Origin of the sequence: Streptomyces sp. NPDC087845 (assembly GCF_044742755.1) — a bacterium.
Lineage (GTDB): Bacteria > Actinomycetota > Actinomycetes > Streptomycetales > Streptomycetaceae > Streptomyces.
In genome coordinates this window covers 301,984-319,340 of record NZ_JBIUVC010000002.1, presented here as the reverse complement: position 1 = coordinate 319,340, position 17,357 = coordinate 301,984, and the positions used below count along the sequence as shown (strand labels likewise).

17 protein-coding genes and 1 pseudogene are annotated in these 17,357 nt (G+C 72.2%); 8 read left to right on the top strand and 10 right to left on the bottom strand.

The window, feature by feature from the left end:
* Window positions 1–189: 189 nt before the first annotated feature.
* Window positions 190–306 (top strand): annotated as a pseudogene (locus ACIOMQ_RS07025) (Uma2 family endonuclease); the annotation flags it as partial.
* Between the two features lie 66 nt (window positions 307–372).
* On the opposite strand, the gene metG reads toward ACIOMQ_RS07025, so the two are convergent.
* Window positions 373–1,977, bottom strand: coding sequence for a methionine--tRNA ligase (gene metG, locus ACIOMQ_RS07020; protein ID WP_402188156.1), 1,605 nt, complete (start codon window positions 1,975–1,977; stop codon window positions 373–375).
* Between the two features lie 311 nt (window positions 1,978–2,288).
* On the opposite strand from metG, the gene ACIOMQ_RS07015 reads away from it, so the two are divergent.
* Window positions 2,289–2,942, top strand: coding sequence for a response regulator transcription factor (locus ACIOMQ_RS07015; protein ID WP_362193700.1), 654 nt, complete (start codon window positions 2,289–2,291; stop codon window positions 2,940–2,942).
* Window positions 2,943–2,974: 32 nt separating this feature from the next.
* On the top strand, window positions 2,975–4,195 hold the full coding sequence (locus ACIOMQ_RS07010) for an ATP-binding protein (protein WP_362193703.1): 1,221 nt from the start codon (window positions 2,975–2,977) through the stop codon (window positions 4,193–4,195).
* Here ACIOMQ_RS07010 and ACIOMQ_RS07005 read toward each other — a convergent pair.
* The gene (locus ACIOMQ_RS07005; protein ID WP_402188154.1) at window positions 4,129–5,835 is read right to left on the bottom strand and encodes a VWA domain-containing protein; all 1,707 of its coding nucleotides are present in this window, start codon (window positions 5,833–5,835) and stop codon (window positions 4,129–4,131) included. The genes ACIOMQ_RS07010 and ACIOMQ_RS07005 overlap by 67 nt on opposite strands.
* 582 nt (window positions 5,836–6,417) lie before the next feature.
* Here ACIOMQ_RS07005 and ACIOMQ_RS07000 point away from each other — a divergent pair.
* Together ACIOMQ_RS07000 and ACIOMQ_RS06995 are read left to right on the top strand one after the other, a co-directional pair.
* On the top strand, window positions 6,418–6,543 hold the full coding sequence (locus ACIOMQ_RS07000) for a hypothetical protein (RefSeq protein ID WP_362192789.1): 126 nt from the start codon (window positions 6,418–6,420) through the stop codon (window positions 6,541–6,543).
* A 137-nt stretch (window positions 6,544–6,680) separates the two neighbouring features.
* Window positions 6,681–7,082 carry an RNA-binding S4 domain-containing protein gene (locus tag ACIOMQ_RS06995; protein WP_362192792.1) on the top strand — a complete coding sequence of 134 codons (402 nt, stop codon included), beginning with the start codon at window positions 6,681–6,683 and terminating at the stop codon, window positions 7,080–7,082.
* A gap of 127 nt (window positions 7,083–7,209) precedes the next feature.
* Here the strand turns inward: ACIOMQ_RS06995 and ACIOMQ_RS06990 are convergent, their stop codons facing one another.
* The 4 genes from ACIOMQ_RS06990 to ACIOMQ_RS06975 all read right to left on the bottom strand — a co-directional run bounded on the left by ACIOMQ_RS06990 (window position 7,210) and on the right by ACIOMQ_RS06975 (window position 11,505).
* Window positions 7,210–9,168 carry an FUSC family protein gene (locus tag ACIOMQ_RS06990; protein ID WP_362192795.1) on the bottom strand — a complete coding sequence of 653 codons (1,959 nt, stop codon included), beginning with the start codon at window positions 9,166–9,168 and terminating at the stop codon, window positions 7,210–7,212.
* A 22-nt stretch (window positions 9,169–9,190) separates the two neighbouring features.
* Window positions 9,191–9,454, bottom strand: a complete 264-nt coding sequence (locus ACIOMQ_RS06985) for a DUF2630 family protein (RefSeq protein ID WP_401985971.1) — start codon at window positions 9,452–9,454, stop codon at window positions 9,191–9,193.
* 129 nt (window positions 9,455–9,583) lie between these two features.
* Complete coding sequence (locus ACIOMQ_RS06980) at window positions 9,584–10,531, bottom strand: NADP-dependent oxidoreductase (RefSeq protein ID WP_401262161.1); 948 nt, start codon at window positions 10,529–10,531, stop codon at window positions 9,584–9,586.
* A gap of 89 nt (window positions 10,532–10,620) precedes the next feature.
* Complete coding sequence (locus ACIOMQ_RS06975; protein ID WP_402188152.1) at window positions 10,621–11,505, bottom strand: hypothetical protein; 885 nt, start codon at window positions 11,503–11,505, stop codon at window positions 10,621–10,623.
* Between the two features lie 121 nt (window positions 11,506–11,626).
* Between ACIOMQ_RS06975 and ACIOMQ_RS06970 the strand changes: the two genes are divergently transcribed.
* Window positions 11,627–12,037, top strand: a complete 411-nt coding sequence (locus ACIOMQ_RS06970; RefSeq protein ID WP_362192807.1) for a hypothetical protein — start codon at window positions 11,627–11,629, stop codon at window positions 12,035–12,037.
* A gap of 121 nt (window positions 12,038–12,158) precedes the next feature.
* Here ACIOMQ_RS06970 and ACIOMQ_RS06965 read toward each other — a convergent pair whose 3' ends face one another.
* The 3 genes from ACIOMQ_RS06965 to ACIOMQ_RS06955 all read right to left on the bottom strand — a co-directional run bounded on the left by ACIOMQ_RS06965 (window position 12,159) and on the right by ACIOMQ_RS06955 (window position 14,579).
* The gene (locus ACIOMQ_RS06965; RefSeq protein ID WP_362192810.1) at window positions 12,159–12,581 is read right to left on the bottom strand and encodes a universal stress protein; all 423 of its coding nucleotides are present in this window, start codon (window positions 12,579–12,581) and stop codon (window positions 12,159–12,161) included.
* 232 nt (window positions 12,582–12,813) lie between these two features.
* Complete coding sequence (locus tag ACIOMQ_RS06960) at window positions 12,814–13,467, bottom strand: FMN reductase (protein ID WP_362193706.1); 654 nt, start codon at window positions 13,465–13,467, stop codon at window positions 12,814–12,816.
* A gap of 23 nt (window positions 13,468–13,490) precedes the next feature.
* Window positions 13,491–14,579 (bottom strand): LLM class flavin-dependent oxidoreductase, encoded by a 1,089-nt coding sequence (locus ACIOMQ_RS06955; protein ID WP_389793349.1) that lies wholly within the window; start codon window positions 14,577–14,579, stop codon window positions 13,491–13,493.
* A gap of 165 nt (window positions 14,580–14,744) precedes the next feature.
* Between ACIOMQ_RS06955 and ACIOMQ_RS06950 the strand changes: the two genes are divergently transcribed.
* Together ACIOMQ_RS06950 and ACIOMQ_RS06945 are read left to right on the top strand one after the other, a co-directional pair.
* Window positions 14,745–14,873, top strand: coding sequence for a DUF6126 family protein (locus ACIOMQ_RS06950; protein ID WP_362192816.1), 129 nt, complete (start codon window positions 14,745–14,747; stop codon window positions 14,871–14,873).
* 24 nt (window positions 14,874–14,897) lie between these two features.
* Window positions 14,898–16,475, top strand: a complete 1,578-nt coding sequence (locus ACIOMQ_RS06945) for a hypothetical protein (RefSeq protein WP_402188150.1) — start codon at window positions 14,898–14,900, stop codon at window positions 16,473–16,475.
* 223 nt (window positions 16,476–16,698) lie between these two features.
* On the opposite strand, the gene ACIOMQ_RS06940 is transcribed toward ACIOMQ_RS06945, so the two are convergent.
* Complete coding sequence (locus ACIOMQ_RS06940) at window positions 16,699–17,328, bottom strand: TetR family transcriptional regulator (protein WP_362192819.1); 630 nt, start codon at window positions 17,326–17,328, stop codon at window positions 16,699–16,701.
* Window positions 17,329–17,357: the final 29 nt, after the last annotated feature.

The window sequence follows — 17,357 nt, the reverse complement described above, 5'->3', positions numbered from 1 at the left end:
GGGGTACGGGCCGGGAGGCGGGCCCGTACGCTGGAGGAAGCCCGGGTTTTTCAGGAGGCGATGATGCGCGCGGGCGAGCAGGGTGCGCTGACGCAGGAGGCCTTCGAGGATCTCGCCCGGCACCTCGCTCGCTTGGAGGAAGCACCGCGGCTGGAGTTCGTGAACGGGAAACCAGGAGCGAAGGCTCTGCCTGACGGGGTGAGGTACGAGCAGGTGGTGACAGTTCCTTACGGGAAGACCGTCGAGCTGCCCGACCCCGTGGGCATCGAACTGGACACCGAGCCGCTGAAGAACTGGGTCCACTGAACCGGGTACGGGGAAGGGCCGGGACCGCACGATCGGTCCCGGCCCTTCCCCGTGCGTACGTGCCGGTTACGCCGGCTTCTCCTCCAGGCGGGGGAACAGTACCGCGCCCTTCGTCACCGTCGTGCCCACCGGGAGCCGGCCCCACGTGCCCGCGTCCTGTACGCGCTGGTCGGACAGCGCGCCCAGGGACGCCTGGGCGCCGAGGGAGTCCCACAGCTTCTGCGAGGTCTCCGGCATCACGGCGTTCAGCAGGACCGCGACACCGCGCAGCGACTCGGCGGCCGTGTAGAGGATCGTCGCGAGGCGGGCCTGGCCCTCGGGGGAGGTGTCCTTGGCGACCTTCCAGGGCTCCTGCTCCGTGATGTAGCCGTTGACCTGCTTCACGAATTCGAAGATCGCCAGGATGCCGGCCTGGAAGTCCAGCTCCTCGCCGATCTTCCGGTCGGCCGTGGCGACGGCCTTCGCCAGACCCTCCTGGACCGCCTTCTCGGCGTCGCTCTCGGCGGTGGCCTCCGGGAGCGCCCCGCCGAAGTACTTGCCGACCATGGCGGCGACGCGCGAGGCGAGGTTGCCGTAGTCGTTGGCGAGCTCGGAGGTGTAGCGGGCGGAGAAGTCCTCCCAAGAGAACGAGCCGTCGCTGCCGAACGCGATGGCGCGCAGGAAGTACCAGCGGTACGCGTCCACGCCGAAGTGCGAGGTCAGGTCCTGCGGCTTGATGCCGGTCAGGTTCGACTTCGACATCTTCTCGCCGCCGACCATCAGCCAGCCGTTGGCCGCGATCCGGCCCGGCAGCGGCAGACCCTGGGCCATCAGCATCGCGGGCCAGATCACCGCGTGGAAGCGGAGGATGTCCTTGCCGACCAGGTGGACGTCGGCCGGGAAGGTCCCGTCGAACTTCTCCTGGTTGGCGCCGTAGCCGACCGCCGTGGCGTAGTTCAGCAGGGCGTCGACCCACACGTAGATGACGTGCTTCTCGTCCCACGGCACCGGGACGCCCCAGTCGAAGGTCGAGCGGGAGATGGAGAGGTCCTGCAGGCCCTGCCTGACGAAGTTCACGACCTCGTTGCGGGCGGACTCGGGCTGGATGAAGCCCGGGTTGTTCGCGTAGAACTCCATCAGCTTCGGGCCGTACGCGCTCAGCTTGAAGAAGTAGTTCTCCTCCTTGAGGATCTCCACCGGCGTCTTGTGGATCGGGCACAGCTTGACGCCGTTCTCGTCCTCGATGAGGTCGCCGGGGAGCTTGTACTCCTCGCAGCCCACGCAGTACGGGCCCTCGTACCCGCCCTTGTAGATCTCGCCCTTGTCGTAGAGGTCCTGCACGAACTCCTGCACCCGGTCGGTGTGCCGCTTCTCCGTCGTACGGATGAAGTCGTCGTTCGCGATGTTCAGGTGCTCCCAGAGGGGCTTCCAGGCCTCCTCCACGAGCTTGTCGCACCACTCCTGCGGGGTGACGTCGTTCGCCTCGGCAGTGCGCATGATCTTCTGACCGTGCTCGTCCGTGCCGGTGAGGTACCACACCTTCTCGCCGCGCTGGCGGTGCCAGCGCGTGAGCACGTCGCCTGCGACGGTCGTGTAGGCGTGGCCCAGGTGAGGAGCGTCGTTGACGTAGTAAATGGGGGTCGAGACGTAGTACGCCGTCGCCCCCTGCTTCTCGGATCCAGTGGCCGCCATGGTCGAAATCCTAACGGCCTGCGGGAGATCGACTCACACGGATAAGGCCGGGCCCCGGGCACGGCGGGCGGCGGAGAGCGGCGACGGGCGGCGGGGAGCGGTGGGGAGCGACGAAGAGAGGTTGGGGAGCGGCGAAGAGAGGTCGGGGAGCGGCGACGGGCGGCAGAGCGCGGCGAAGAGCAGCGAAGAGCAGCGGAGAGTGGCGAAGAACGGCGGAGAGTGGCGGAGACCTTTGCGAAACATGCCTTCCAGTAACAAAGACGCATCCTGGGAGGGAGTGGACGCGCATGCACGAGGCAGGGGACATCACGATGCGGGTACTGGTCGCCGAGGACGAGGAGATCCTGGCGGAGCTGGTCGCGACGGGGCTGCGGCGGGCCGGGTTCGCCGTCGACACGGTGTACAGCGGCGATGCCGCCCTCGCCTACCTGGGGCTGCACGACTACGACGTCGTCGTCCTCGACCGCGATCTGCCGCGGGTGCACGGTGACGACGTGGCGCGCAGGCTGGTCGCCGACGGCTCCCGGACCAGGATTCTGATGCTCACCGCCGCCGGTTCCATGGAGGACCGGGTCGCCGGTCTCGATCTCGGCGCCGACGACTACATGGGCAAGCCGTTCGAGTTCCCCGAGCTGGTCTCGCGGGTACGGGCGCTGCGGCGGCGCAGCGCCCGCCCCGTACCGCCGCAGCTGGAGCGGTACGGCATCCGGCTCGACACCGTGCGACGTACCGCCTCCCGGGAAGGGCGGGAGCTGGACCTCTCGCCTAAGGAGTTCTCGGTGCTCCAGCTGCTGCTGGAGGCCGACGGCGGGACCGTCAGCGCGGAGGAACTGCTGGAGCGGGCCTGGGACGCCAACGCCGATCCGTTCACCGGCGCCGTCCGCGTCTGCATGAGCAAGCTGCGGGGGAAGCTCGGGGAGCCGGCCCTGATCCGTACGGTGCAGGGAGTGGGGTACGCCCTGTGAAGCGCTCGCCGCGCGACCCGTCGGTCCGGCGCATCCGGCGCGTTCGACGTGTCCCGCACGTCCAGCACTCCACGATCCGGACCCGGATCGCACTCGTGTACGGCGGGGTGTTCCTGGTGCTCGGGACGGCGCTGCTCACCACCGTCAACCTCGCCTCCCGCGCCGGTACGGACTCCCAGGCGCGCGCCATCGCCCGCACGGCCGCGGTCGTCCAGCCCGGCTACGCGGTGAACGGCCCCCTCATCACCCGGCGGAGCCTCGGACCGCCCACCGTCTACGACCTCACCGACCACGTCAGCGACGCGGCCGGCCACCAGCTGCTCGTGTGGTCCGTGGCCGCGCTCCTCGTCATGACGGCCTGCGCGGTCGCGGTGGGGTGGTGGACCGCGGGGCGGGTCCTGCGGCCCGTCCACGCCATGACGGCGAAGGCGCGCCGGCTCTCCGAACACACCCTGCACGAACGGATCGCGTCCAGCGGCCCCGACGACGAACTGAAGGAGCTCGGCGACACGCTCGACGCGCTGCTGGCCCGGCTGGAGAAGGCGTTCGACAGCCAGCGCCGGTTCATCGCCAACGCCTCGCACGAACTGCGCACACCGCTCGCCACCCAGCGGGCCGCGATCCAGATCGGTCTGGACGACCCGTCCCAGGAGGATCTCGTACGGACCCGGCAGACGCTCCTGGACAACAACCGGCGCAGCGAGCGGCTCATCGAGGGGCTGCTGGTCCTGGCGCGCAGCGAACGGGGGCTCGCGGCGAGCGAGCGGGAAGCGGTGGACTTCGCGCAGGTGGTGGCGGAGGAGACGGCCCTGCACCCGGGCGTGAACGTCGAAGCCGGGCCCTGCGCGGTACGGGGCAGCCGGCTGCTGCTCGCCCAGCTGGTGGCGAATCTGCTGGCCAACGCCGTCACGTACAACGTGCCGGACGGGACGGTGGACGTGTCGCTGGTGACGGCCGGCGACGGGGCGCTGCTGGAGGTGCGCAACACCGGGCCCGTGGTCGACGCGGCGGACATCCCCGGGCTGTTCGAGCCGTTCCGGCGGGGTGAGGGCAAGGACCGGATGGGGCGGGGCTCGGGGCTCGGTCTCTCGATCGTGCGTTCTATTGCTGTCGCGCACGGCGGTACGGTCACGGCGGTGCCGGGCCCTGCGGGCGGGCTCGCCGTGACCGTACGCCTGCCGGTGGATCAGCCCTCGGTCGCCGCTTCGCGCGCCTCGATCCAGGCGGGGAGGGCGGCGAGGACCTCGGCGTAGAACGTGGTGTCGGCGACCTCGCGGGGAGCGGGGCCCGCGTGGAAGAACCCGGCGTTCGGGACGTCCAGCTTCCGCAGGAAGTCGAAGCCCTTCGCGTCCACGTCGCCGAACGCGACGAACTGGAAGAACAGCGGCAGCCGCGCCGCGTCGGCCAGCGCCTGCTTGGCGGGCTGCTTGGCGTCCGGCGGGCCGTCCGTCTGGAAGATCACCAGCGCGGGGCCGGTCGCCTCCGACTTCTCGTAGTGCGCGACGACCTCTTCGACGGCGCGGTGGTAGTTGGTACGGCCGAGGCGGCCCAGGCCCGCGTTCAGTTCGTCGATCCGGCCCTCGTGGGCGGTGAGCTCGACCGTGCCGGTGCCGTCGATGTCGGTCGAGAAGAAGACGACGGGAACGGCGGCGCTCTCGTCCAGGTGCGCGGCGAGGGCGACGGTGCGGTCGCCCAGGTGCTGGGCGCTGCCGTCCTTGTAGAACGGCCGCATGGAGCCGGAGCGGTCGAGGACCAGATAGACGGTGGCACGCAGCCCGGCCAGCCCGTGCGCCTTCAGTGCGGCCTGGGCGGCCTTGTACGGCTCGACGAGCCCGGGTGCACCGGCCTCGACCTGGGCCAGGGCGGTGGCGGGCTCGGGGGTTGCGGGGGTGTTGGGGGTGTTGGGGGTGTTGGGGGTTGCGGGGGTAGGGGTCGGGGTCGGGGTCGTTTCGGCTTCGGCGGGCGCGGGCGCGGGGGTGGCCTCGGGTTCGGGCTCGGCCTCGGCGGTGGGTGCCGCCTCCGGTTCGGGCTCGGCGGCGGTCTCCGGCTCGGCGGCGGTCTCGGTCTCGGCGGTGACGGGCTCGGCTTCCGGCTCGGCGGCGGCTTCGCTCTCGGCGACGACCGGCTCGGGCTCGGTCTCGGCAGTGACCGGCTCAGCCTCGGCTTCGGCGGGCTCGGTCTCGGCGATGACCGCCTCGGGCGCCGCCTCCGGCCCGGCTTCGGCGGCAGGTGCGGCCTCCGGCTCGGGGTCGGCGGTCTCGGCCTCAACGGTGGCGGCCTCGATCTCGACCTCGGCCTCGGCGACTGCCGTGGCCTCGGCCACCGGCTCCGCAGCTTCCGGCTCGGTCTCGGCGGCAGGCTCCGGCTCCGCCTTCGCAGCGACCGGCTCCGGCTCGGTCTCGGCGGCAGGCTCCGCCACCGGCGCCGCAGGCTCCGCCACCGCCTCGGCCGCGGCCTTGTGGGTCTCTGCGGCCTCGGTCTCCGCAGTCTCCGGCTCCGTGGCCTCGGCCTCGGCCGCGTCCTTGTCGGTCTCTGCGGCCTCGATCTCCGCAGCCTCCGGCTCCGCGGCCTCCGCCGGCTTCGGCTTCGGGGCCGAGCCCTGGGAGGGGACCGTGGGCAGGGACGCCTTGTCGAAGGCCGCCGCCACCAGGTCCGACGCCAGACCGCTGTCGCCGGTGACGGACCGGGGCGAGGCGGGGGCCGGGACCGAGGCCTTGGTGGCCGGGGCGGTCTCCGTGGCCGGCTCGTCCACCGTCGCCGTGACCGGCTCCGACTCCGCGGGCGCGGTGCGTTCGGTCTGGGGCGGGACCGTGGCCGTCGGCGCCGGCGCCGACGCGTCCTGCTCCGCGCGGTCGCGGCCGAACACCTTGCGCAGCAAGCTCCGAATGCCCATGGGCGAGGCCTTTCGCGTGAGTTGGGTGCGATGAATGTCCGACCTGTGGGAATTCATCCCTGGCCAGGGCGGATACGTAAGGTTAGCGGCCGGATCCGGCCGTTCGGCGGCGCGGCCCGCCCGCGGGGCGACTGAGCCGCGACCGAACTGCGACCGGGCTCCGACCAAGCCCTGTGCGTACGCGGTGCGGACCTGATGTACGTCGTTCAAATGTGCGCACCCGGTCCCGAGTTGCCTTGTCAGCGTGAACGGACGGTGTGCCTGAGAAGTGATCGGGCACACCGTTGTCCGTTTACCCGCATGTGCTGTCAAGAAGGGCTCCCACGTGGGGAAACGATCTCGCAGAACGCGTTTCGCGGCCTGTGCCGTGGTGGCCGGGGCGGTGCTTTCCGGCCTCGTGCCGGCAGCCGCTGCAAGCGCCGTTCCGTCCTCCGCGTGGTCCATCCGCTCGCCCGCCCGCGGCGCCGGCCGCGGACGACCCCGTACCGGGCAACGAGGGCATGCCGGACGGCGGCTTCGACAACGAACCCGAGGGCGAGCAGGACGACTTCGCGGGAACCGGAACGGCATTCACGCCGGGGCATGGTCTGGTGCGGCACCTACCTGTACGTCGCCGACACCGCCAACGGCATGCGGGTCTTCGACCTGCGCAAGATCATGGACCTCGACCCGGGCAACACCGCCCACCGACCACCTGATTCTCGGTGAGTACTGCAACACCGACAACGGCGGCACCAGCCCCGGCCGCGTCGGTACGTATCCCATGACCGAGCTGACGGCCGCGGTCGAGGGCGCGACCGGTACGGCCGCCGACGCCACGCGTCTGCCGCACTAGAGTCGGCTGCATGGTTTCCGGTGAGGCGCCGCAGGCGGAGGGAAGCGTTCGGGTCGACGTCTGGATCTGGTCGGTCCGGCTGACGAAGACCCGTTCGCAGGCCGCTGCCGCCTGCCGCGCGGGTCATGTGAAGGTCGCCGGCGAGCGCGCCAAGCCCGCCCAGGCGTTGCGCGTCGGCGACGAGGTACGGCTCCGGCACGCGGGCCGGGACCGGATCGTCGTCGTGTCGAAGCTCGTCAAGAAGAGGGTCGGCCCTCCGGTGGCGGCGGAGTGCTTCATCGACAACAGCCCGCCCCCGCCGCCGCGCGAGGCGGCGATCCAGGTTCCGGTACGGGACCGGGGCGCGGGGCGGCCGACGAAGCGGGACCGGCGGGAGATGGAGCGGCTGCGGGGGTCCGGGCCCACGGACTGACCGGGGTCGTCCACGGCTGTTTGCCCTCAAGCGCCCGACGGGTCCGAGGACGTGCCTCGGGCAGGCTTGAGGACGTGCCTCGGCGGGCTCGATGGGCGCGCGGCCAAGGCCGCGGCTACGGCTGCGGCTACGGCTGCGGTGACGCGATCGCCCGCGCCGCCGCCACCTCCTGGCGCAGCGGAGCCAGTACCCCCTCCTCGTCGCCGGGCAGTTCCGCGCGTACCCCGACCAGGGTCTCGCTCGCGCGTATGCCGTCCGCCAGTTCCCGCAGCTGCTGCTGGATCCCGGCCACCTCCGCGGCGGGTGGCTCCGGCGCTCCGTGGTCGACGCGGACCCGGGCCGCCGTCGTCGCGTCCACGATGCGTTCGACCGCGACGACCAGCGGCCACCAGGCCGCGGCCCGAGCGCCGACCGGGGGCGGTTCCGTCAGGGCGCGCTGGAACTCGGAACGTACGACGGACAGATCGCGGTAGATACGGCGCCGGGCCCGCACCCGTTCCGCCCGGTCGCCGGAGCCGTCCGGCCCGAACGCGTACGCCACGTAGTCGGCGATGTCCGCCACCGCGTCCGCGAGCCGGTGGCCGACCCGGACGTGCCAGCTCTCCGGCCACAGCAGGTAGCCCGCCACCAGCACGATGCCGCAGCCGATCAGGCTGTCCAGGAAGCGCGGCCAGACCAGGTGGAAACCCTGGTGGTTCAGCAGGTCGGACAGGAGCAGGATGACCGGGGTGATGGCCGCGGTCTGGAACGCGTACCCCTTTGCCGTGAGCGCCGGGATCAGTGCGGCGAGCACCACCATCACCGGTACGTCCCACCACCCGATCGGGACCGCGGCGAGCACCGGTGCGGCGATCACGAGACCGGCCGCCGTGCCCACCGAGCGCAGCACGGCCCGGGAGAACACCGAGCCGAAGTCCGGCTTGAGGACGAACGTGACGGTCAGCGCGACCCAGTAGGAGCGGGGCACCGGGACCAGCGAGGTCAGCGCCTGGGCCAGGCCGATGCAGAGGGCCAGGCGCAGCCCGTACCGCCACGAGGCCCCGGAGAGCAGCACGTCGCGGGTGGTCCGCCGGATGCGCACGCCGAGCGCGGCGGGGCGTCCGAGCCGGTCGTCGACGTTGTACGGGTCGGGGTCGGCCTTGTGCACGACGACCGCCGCGTGCCGCAGCGCGCCGTCCACCGCCCGGGTGGCGGGGGAGTCCGGGGCGGGCAGGGTGAGTGCGGCGCCGCCGGTGCGGCTCTCCTCGACGGCGCCGGCCAGTTCGCGTACCGCCGCCGGGATCTCGTCGGGGAGCGGGCAGCGGCGGACGTGCACCGCGGGCGCCGCCTCGACGAGCGGGATGACGACGTTGAGCTGGGCGAGGAGCCGCACCATGGCGTTGCTGCGGCCGTGGTAGCGGGCCCGGCGGGCCAGGATCAGGTCGTAGGAGGTGTTGAGGGACTGGGTGACGGCCTGCCGCCGCTCCTCGTACGCGTCGGTGCCCGCGGCGGCGAGCAGGTCGGCGACCGCGAGGTAGGTGCCCGCGACCGCGACCCGTTCCGGCAGTTTGCGGCGCAGCGGCCACGCCAGCAGCGTCATGGTGAGGACGAACAGGCCGCCGACCGTCAGCAGCAGCGGTGCCACCCACCAGGGGGCGGGCAGCGGGAGTCCGGCGCCGACCACCGCGTTGAGCAGGAGCAGGAGCCCGGACACGGAGGCCACGGCGCCGATCGTCGACATCATGCCGGAGACCAGCCCGACCAGGGTCAGCGCGGCGACGGCCGCCCAGCCGGTCCCGAACACCAGCGTGCCCAGCATGATGCCGAGCGCGCCGAACAGCTGCGGCACCGCGATGTTGAGGATGCGCATCCGGTACGCGTCGGCGGTGTCGCCGATGACGCCGGAGAGCGCCCCCATGGAGACGAGCGCGCCGTACGCGGGCCGCTCCAGCGCGAAGCCGACGGTGAGCGGGGCGGCCAGGGCGAGGGAGGCGCGGACGGCCGCTGCCCAGGGGACGGGTGCGGACGACTGGGGGCGGAGTCCGCTCAGCAGCCAGGGGGGCGGTGCGGTGCGCCTGCGCCCGGATCCGGCCTCCGTGTCGGTCAATGCGTCCCCCTGCGTCGTGCGTTCAGCCCCGGTAGTCCTCGACCTCGTCGGCCGGCCGGACCTTCGCCGCGGACGGGTCCTCGCCGAACTCACTGAGGGCGCGGCGCTGTCGCAGCAGGTCCCAGCACTGGTCGAGCCGGACCTCCACCGTACGCAGGCGGGATCTCTGGTCCTCGGTGAGGCCCGTGTCCCGGGCGGAGCGGTCGCGCAGCTCCCGTTCCTCGGCGATGAGTCCGCCGATGTTGTCGATGATGTTGTGCTCGATGTCGCGTTCCCGGTCGTCCATGGCGTCTCCTTCGGCTCCCTCGGCTCCTTCGGGTTCGAAACGGTGCGGGCTCCCTCGGGTTCGAAACGGTGCGGGGTCGGCGTACGGGCGGTTCGGCGTACGGACGGTACGGCTTGCGGACGGTTCGGCTCAGAGTGCGATGACGGTCTTGCCGCGTGCGCCGCCCGTCCGGTTCCGGTCGAGGGCCTGCGGGGCCTTCTCCAGCGGGAGTTCGATGTCGATGGGCACGCGCAGGACGCCCTCGGCGGCGCCCGCGGCCAGGACGTCGAGCAGGACCGGGGTGGGTTCGAGCCGGAAGTCGATGCCGGTCACGTCCGCGGGGAGCGCGGCCCCGGCGGCGACGCCCCGCGTGGTGAGGGCGATCCCGCCGCCGCGTACCAGCGCGGCACGGGCTGCGAAGGCGTCCGGGGTGGTGGAGACCAGGTCGACGAGTGCGTCGACGCCGTCCGGGCAGCTCTCCCGTACCGCGGTTTCGAGGGGGCGGTCCGTGGTGTCGATCGTGACGGCGGCGCCCAGGTCCGCCATCCGCTGGTGTTCGTCACCGCGCACGGCCGCGATCACGCGTATGTCGCGGGCCGCGGCGAGCTGGGTCAGACAGCTGCCGACGCCGCCCGCCGCCCCGATGACCAGCAGGCTCTCGTGGCCGCGGAGCACCGAGATCTCCAGGATCTGGGCGGCCGCCATCCCGGCGGACGGCAGTGCCGCCGCGGTCCGGAGGGAGAGGCCGTCCGGGACGTGGGTGATGGCGGAGTCCTGCGGTACGGACACGTAGTCGCAGTAGGTGCCGGCGCCGGTCTCCGGAGTGGTGACCCGGCCGAAGACGTGGTCGCCGACCCGGAAGCGGTTCCCGCCGCTGCCGATCATGTCCACCCGGCCCGCGAAGTCCACGCCGACGACCAGCGGGAACACGCGCGGGGCGGAACCGTCGTCCAGGGTGCCCTGCGCGGCCTGCCAGTCGCAGGGGTTGAGTGCGGCGTACTCGATCCTGACCCGTACCTCGCCGGCTTCCGGCTCGGGCTTGGGCAACTCGACCAGTGCGGGGTCGGCCCGGAACGCGCCGACGGCTATGGCTCGCATGCGGAAGACCTCTCAGTCGCCCCCGATCCGGCAGTCACGAGAACCACTCTTCCCCGGCCCGTCCGCCGCCGCACGTCGAACCCGGGCCGCTACGGACCCGGCCGCCGCCGGGCCGCCCACAGCCGCCCGAACACCGCGCACAGCGCCACCGCCAGCCCCGTCCCGAACACGATCCACACCGTCGTGCGCAGGGAGCCGGTGAGCGCGTCGTAGACCGCCGCCGCACCGCCCGTCTCGCTGTCCGGCACCTCGGCGAGCACCCGGGCGCGGGCGATCGCGATCACCGTGCGCAGCACGAGCGCCCCCAGCGCGAAACCGAACCCGGCCACCGCCGTGGCCGTGAGCGCGGCGCGTGCGGAGCGCCCGCGCCCCGGTCCGCCGCGCACCCAGGGCACGAGCACCGTCAGGGCGGCGAACACGACCGTGCCCACGGCGGGCCAGACGCTGCAGGCGCGCAGCCACCGGAAGGTCTGGCGCAGCTGGTCGGCGCGGTCGGCGGAGATGAGCGTGATGTCGGTGTGCTGGACCGGGATCCGGTCGGCGAACGGCACGCCGTTCCCCTCCAGGTTCTGTCTGACCTGCCGGGTCACGGGGGCCAGGTCGATGGTGACGGCCTCGCCGGTGTTGCCGTTCAGCGCGGCGGTGACGGCCTCGTGGGCGGTGCGGTTGGCGGCGCTCCACGCGGCCCGGAAGGCGTCGGTGGTGGTGAAGGACATGACCGCCTGGTGCAGGAAGTCGCGCACGGTGCTCTGGAGCGGACCGGCGTCGACCTGCTTCATCGTCGCGTCGGTGATGAGGCCGGCGACGGTGCTCCGCACCTGTGGGTCCGAGGCGAGCGGGGCGACCGCGGTGATGTAGCGGTCCGTGTCGTCGATCTCCAGGTCCACCCAGGCGGAGAGCGCGCTCACCGGGACGAGCACGGCGAGCAGCACCAGCACCGCCACCGTCCGAGCCGCCGAAAGATACGTCCGCATCCCTCCAGGGAATCCCGTACGGAAGCGGTGTGCCGCGGTCCGTACGCCATCCGAGTTGCCGGGTGGCGCGGCCGGGTGTGCTCTGGAGGGACGAAGAGGGCGACGGAAGGAGTTCTCCGCCATGGCCACTCATGCAGCGATGCCGTCCCGCGGACGGGCCCGGGGCCGGTCCCGCGCCCGGCGGCACAGCGCGTACGCCTGGGCCGTGCCCGCCACGCTGGGCGCGGCGTACGGCCTCTACGCGTCGTTCATCCTCCGCAACCACGGTGCGAGCGGCGGCCGGCAGTTCTGGTACGGCCTGATCACCGCGGTGGTGCTCGCCGCCCTGTGCTTCGGGCTGGGCCGGATCCAGCACGCCATGCTGCCCCTGGTGCGGGCGGTGGCGTACGGCGTGCTGACGGCCGCGGCGATCGGCCTGCTGGTCGGGCTGACCGATTCGAGCGTGCTGCGGTCCTCGGCGCTGGGACTGGCGGTCGGCCTCGGGATGTTCATCACGGCGTTCTACATCTTCTACACGCACGAGAAGACGTGAGCGCGCCTCCCGGCGCATGACGTGAGCGCGCTTCCCGGCGCATCGGGACATCCGGCACATGGGGACGGGCCCGCGCTCGGCGCGGGCCCGTCCCCATGTCCTGATCTGCTCGCGGTCGCGCTCAGTCGCGTACGACCGTCACCGGGCACGGTGCGTGCTGAGTGACGTGGAGGCTGACCGAGCCGAGCAGCGTCGCCTTGAAGCCGCTGTAGCCGCGTGCCCCGACGACCAGCAGGTTCGCCCCCTTGGCGCGTTCCAGCAGGGACTGGGCGGGGTTGCCGATCACCACGACCTTGCTGACCTCGGCCGCGCCCTCGGCGCCCAGGGCCTCTTCCAGCGCCTCCGTGAGGGACACGGTCGCCAGGGCCTGCGGGTCGAAGTCCTCCGGCATGCCCGGCATCATGGACGCCCAGCTGGTCGCGGGGTACTCCCAGCTGTTGACGGCCTCCACCGTGTCGCCGGTCAGTTCCGCCTGGCGTACGGCCCAGTGCAGCGCCTTGATCGACGACTCGGAGCCGTCCACGCCCACCACGATCCTGCCCATCTCTGCCTCCAGCTCGGTTCGGCTCAGTGCGCAGAGGCGTCGTGCGAGAAAGCCCTGCACGGCGCATCTTTCGGATCAACTCTAATCAAACCGGACAGAGCGTCGAGCGGTGGGTCCCCTCGGTCCGGTCGGCGTCCGGTCCAGTCCGCCCGGCTCGGTCCGGTCGGCGTCCGGTCCAGTCCGCCCGGCTCGGTCCGGTCGGCGGCCGGCTCGGGTCCGTCCGGCGGCCGGATCAGTCCAGCCGGAGGTCGGCGAGCTGCTGCTCGAACGGCACGACCTCGTCGTCGAGCCCGAGGGCCCTCGGCGCCCCGGAGGACGCCCGGCCGCCCGCGATCACGGCCGCGAGTTCGCCGCCCGCGCGCCGGATGCGGGACGGCAGGCCGTCGGTGTACTCGTCGCCGGACGAGCCCCAGTCCTCCGACGCCGCGTACACGGAGGTCGGTACGACGGTGGCCCGCAGGTAGGCGAAGAGCGGGCGCATCGCGTGTTCCAGCACGAGGGAGTGGCGGGCGGTGCCGCCCGTCGCCGCCACGACGACGGGCTTGCCGGTCAGCGCCGTGTTGTCGATCAGGTCGAAGAACGACTTGAACAGTCCGCTGTACGAGGCGGTGAAGACGGGCGAGACTGCGATCAGGCCGTCCGCCCCCGTCACCTCCTTGACCGCCTCGTCCAGGGCGCTCGGCGGGAATCCGGTCACCAGGTGGTTGGCGATGTCGACGGCCAGGTCGCGCAGGTCGATCATGTGGACCTCGACCGCGCGGTCCTGGTCGGCCAGCAGGCGTTCGCGGGCCGCGCCGGCCAGCCGCTCGGCCAGCAGCCGGGTCGACGAGGGGCTGCTGAGCCCGGCCGACACGGCGACGATCCTCAGCGGCTCGGTGACGAACACGGTGGACTCTCTGGACACGGCGGTCAGACCTCCTTCGTGGCCGTGCGGGCGGCGACGGCCGGGTGTACGGGGGCGGAGTCCGGGACTCCGGCCGGCCGCAGGGCGGCGAACTCCTTGCGCAGCACCGGGACGACCTCCTCGCCGAGGATGTCGAGCTGCTCCAGGACCGTCTTCAGCGGCAGTCCCGCGTGGTCCATCAGGAACAGCTGGCGCTGGTAGTCGCCGACGGCGTCCCGGAAGGACAGGGTCCGCTCGATGACCTCCTGCGGGGAGCCGACGGTCAGCGGGGTCTGCCGGGAGAAGTCCTCCAGGGAAGGGCCGTGCCCGTAGACCGGGGCGTTGTCGAAGTACGGACGGAACTCCCGTACCGCGTCCTGCGAGTTCTTCCGCATGAACACCTGGCCGCCGAGGCCGACGACGGCCTGCTCGGCGGTGCCGTGCCCGTAGTGCGCGTACCGCCGCCGGTAGAGGTCGACCATCTTCTTGGTGTGCTCGATGGGCCAGAAGATGTTGTTGTGGAAGAAGCCGTCGCCGTAGTACGCGGCCTGCTCGGCGATCTCCGGGGAGCGGATCGAGCCGTGCCAGACGAACGGCGGGACGCCGTCCAGCGGGCGCGGGGTCGCGGTGAAGGACTGGAGCGGCGTACGGAACTTGCCCTCCCAGTCGACGACGTCCTCGCGCCACAGCTTGTGCAGCAGGGCGTAGTTCTCGATGGCGAGCGGGATGCCCTGGCGGATGTCCTTGCCGAACCAGGGGTAGACCGGGCCGGTGTTGCCGCGCCCCATCATCAGGTCCACGCGGCCGTCCGCGAGGTGCTGGAGTGTCGCGTAGTCCTCGGCGATCTTCACCGGGTCGTTGGTGGTGATCAGCGTCGTGGACGTGGACAGGATGATGCGGTCGGTGCGGGCGGCGATGTAGCCGAGCGTGGTCGTCGGGGAGGACGGGACGAACGGCGGGTTGTGGTGCTCGCCGGTCGCGAAGACGTCGAGGCCGACCTCCTCCGCCTTCTGCGCGAGGGCGAGGGTGGCCTTGATCCGCTCGTGCTCGCTCGGTGTCCTGCCGGTCGTCGGGTCGGTGGTCACGTCTCCGACGGTGAAGATCCCGAACTCCATGGCGCCCGCCTCCAGCTTGTTGAATGTTGAACTATGTGAGCACACCTTACAACGGGGCGCCCCCCTGACCTATTCCGTGGCCCCGCCTCCGTCTTTCCGTACCCTGGACGGGACACGCAGTACGGAGGGCCGCAGGCGCCCCCGGCCGACGACGAGGCGGGCACGGTGAGCGAGAGCGAGCGCTGGAAGGAGCGCGGCGTCGCGCTGCGCGTCTTCGTCTACGTCTTCGCCACGCATCTCTTCGCGGGCTTCATCTGGATCCTGTTCTACGTCGGCGAGCACGCCAAGAAGTGAAGTGAGCGGGGTGGGGTGGGGGACATGGACGGCACCACATGGGCGCGCCTGGACGCGGTGCTCGCGGCGGACGACATCTGGAGCGCTCTCTTCGCGCTGACCGAGGAGGCGCCGGCCGACCTGCCCGCCGCCGTCGAGGCCCGCTACGGCCAGGCGTCGAAGGATGAGCGGCGCCACCTCGCGTGGCTGCTCCGGTGCGCCGGCGAACGGGGCGATCCGGTGCTCCTGCGCCTGCTGGGGGTGAGCGGCGGCGACGGCGCGGAGGATCTGCTGCGTACGGCGGTGCAGCGGCAACTCCGGATTCCGGCAGCCGAGTTGCACCGGCTCGCCGAGGAACTCGGCGCGGTGGAAGCCCTCGTGGACGCGATGGGCCTGTCGCGCGACCCGGGCTTCGCACCGTTCCTCGGAGCCCTGCTGAAGAACAAGACCCTGGGCGGGCGCGCGGCCCTGGCGCTGGGGCGGCTCGGGGCGCGGGAGTGGACGGTCCCGATCGCGCGACGGCTGCCCGCTCTGACGGGACTGGACCACGGCGCCTTCGTCGTGGCCCTGGAGCTGCTGGACGACCCCGCGGCGATACCCCACCTCCTGCGGGAGCTGGAGGAGAAGCGGGCCCCGGCGGGCGATGTGCACCATGCCCTGGTCGCCTTGACGGGCCAGGACCCGCTGCTGCCCCTGGCTCCCCCGAACGGCAACTACAGCGAGTTCTTGCACCGCGTCTGGTCCGAGCGCCGACTCGACGACCGAGTCGATCACCGACTCGACCACCGGTACCCGCCGTCGATGGGTCCCGTCACGCCCTGTTCCCCGCGCCGCGCGCGCTTCGCCCTCGACGACGGCCGGGGCCGGATCCGAATCGACTACGACCCGCCCACGCCCGGCTCGTTCTGGCCCCGCTGGGACAAATCCCTCCGTATCGACGGGCAGTCGGTCTACCGCGTCGGCTCGGACTGCGGCACCTGCGAGACGACGATGCATCTCCTCGGCTGGCCGCCCCGGGCGGCCCGGGAGGGTGCGGACCGCCTGCGCACCGCACTGGCCGACGCCGACGACCTGGGAGCCGGCGTTCTCGACGCGGCCGCTCCCCTCATCGGGGAGCTCCCGTCCGGCCACTACCGCGCCCACTTGGCCGACCTCGCCGTGGAGCGGGTGACCGACCCGGCGGCGTCGTGGTGGGCCCGGCGCCACGAGCTGCGCGTGGACGCCGAGCCGTACGGCGAAGACGCTTTCGGCGACTGGCCGGGCACCGACCACTTCCAGCTGCGCGACCGCATCCCCGGCGAGACCCCGACGTACGGCGTGCTGCTCCCGTCCCAGCCACTGGACGCGCTCGACGCGGAGACGGTGGCCCGGTACACCTCGGCGATCGCGGCGGGCCGCCGTCCCGCCGCCCTGGCCCTCGCCTGGGTCGAGGACGTCTGCGTCGAGGCCGAGCACGACGAGCGCTTCCTGGTCACCGCGATCCTGGACGGCCACCACAAGCTCGCCGCCTACGCGGCGTCCGGCGTACCGGCGAGGGTCCTGCTCGTGTCGAGGGCGGAGGACAACGGGGGTCCGGAGGAGGGGTGGAGCGTGGCGTTCAACGAGGTGATGGGGCGGCTGTAGAAGCGGCGGCCAAGCCTGAGAAGCGCGAGGGGGTCTTCGTTCAACGTGACAGTCAGGGGCATGTTCGACACGTTCGGAAACGACTGCATGGGTGGCCGGGGGCTCCGGCCGTAGAGTCCCGCAGCGGGCGGCCGGTACCAGAAGCCGTGCCTGCGCCGCTGCCGACGCCGAGTTCGGCGCCCACTGGCGGACACTCCCGTCGATCACGCGTGCGGGACAGCCCTCAGTCGCGCGCTCCCAGGCCGTCGCGCAGGAGGTCGAACGCCTGGCGCGCCGCCCGGACGGCCTCCGGGTACCGGTCGTCCGCGGACTCGCCGCGCGCCAGGCACGCGCAGTTCATGAGGGCGAGTTCCCGCTGCACCACGACCACCTGGGCGGCCGCCAGGCGGGCGACGAGCGGATCCGCTCCCGCCTGCCCGAGCGCCTCCGCCAGCGCGTCGATCCCGCGCACGGCGTACCGGGTCAGCCGCGCCGACAGGCTCTCGGTGCCGGTGACCATCCGGAGGAACGCCATGGTCTCGGGTTCGTCGTTCAGCCCGGTGTTCGGATCGCGGGCCGCCAGCGCGCGCAGCATCGCGTCCCGCAGGGCGTCGAGCGGCGGCTGACCGGCCGGCCGGGCGCGCACGGTCCGGGCCGCCTCGCTCTCGTGGTCGGCGAACCGGTGCAGTACGAGGTCTTCCTTCGTCGGGAAGTACGCGAAGAGGGTCCGCCGGGAGATCTCCGCCGCCTCCGCGATCTCGGTGATCGAGACCTGGTCGAAGCCCTTGTCGAGGAAGAGGCGGACCGCCGTCTCGGAGATCGTCTCCCGAGTCCGTTCCTTCTTGCGTTCCCGCAGGCCCATCCGCTGATTCATGCACTCAGTCTACCTGGGGTAGACTGAGT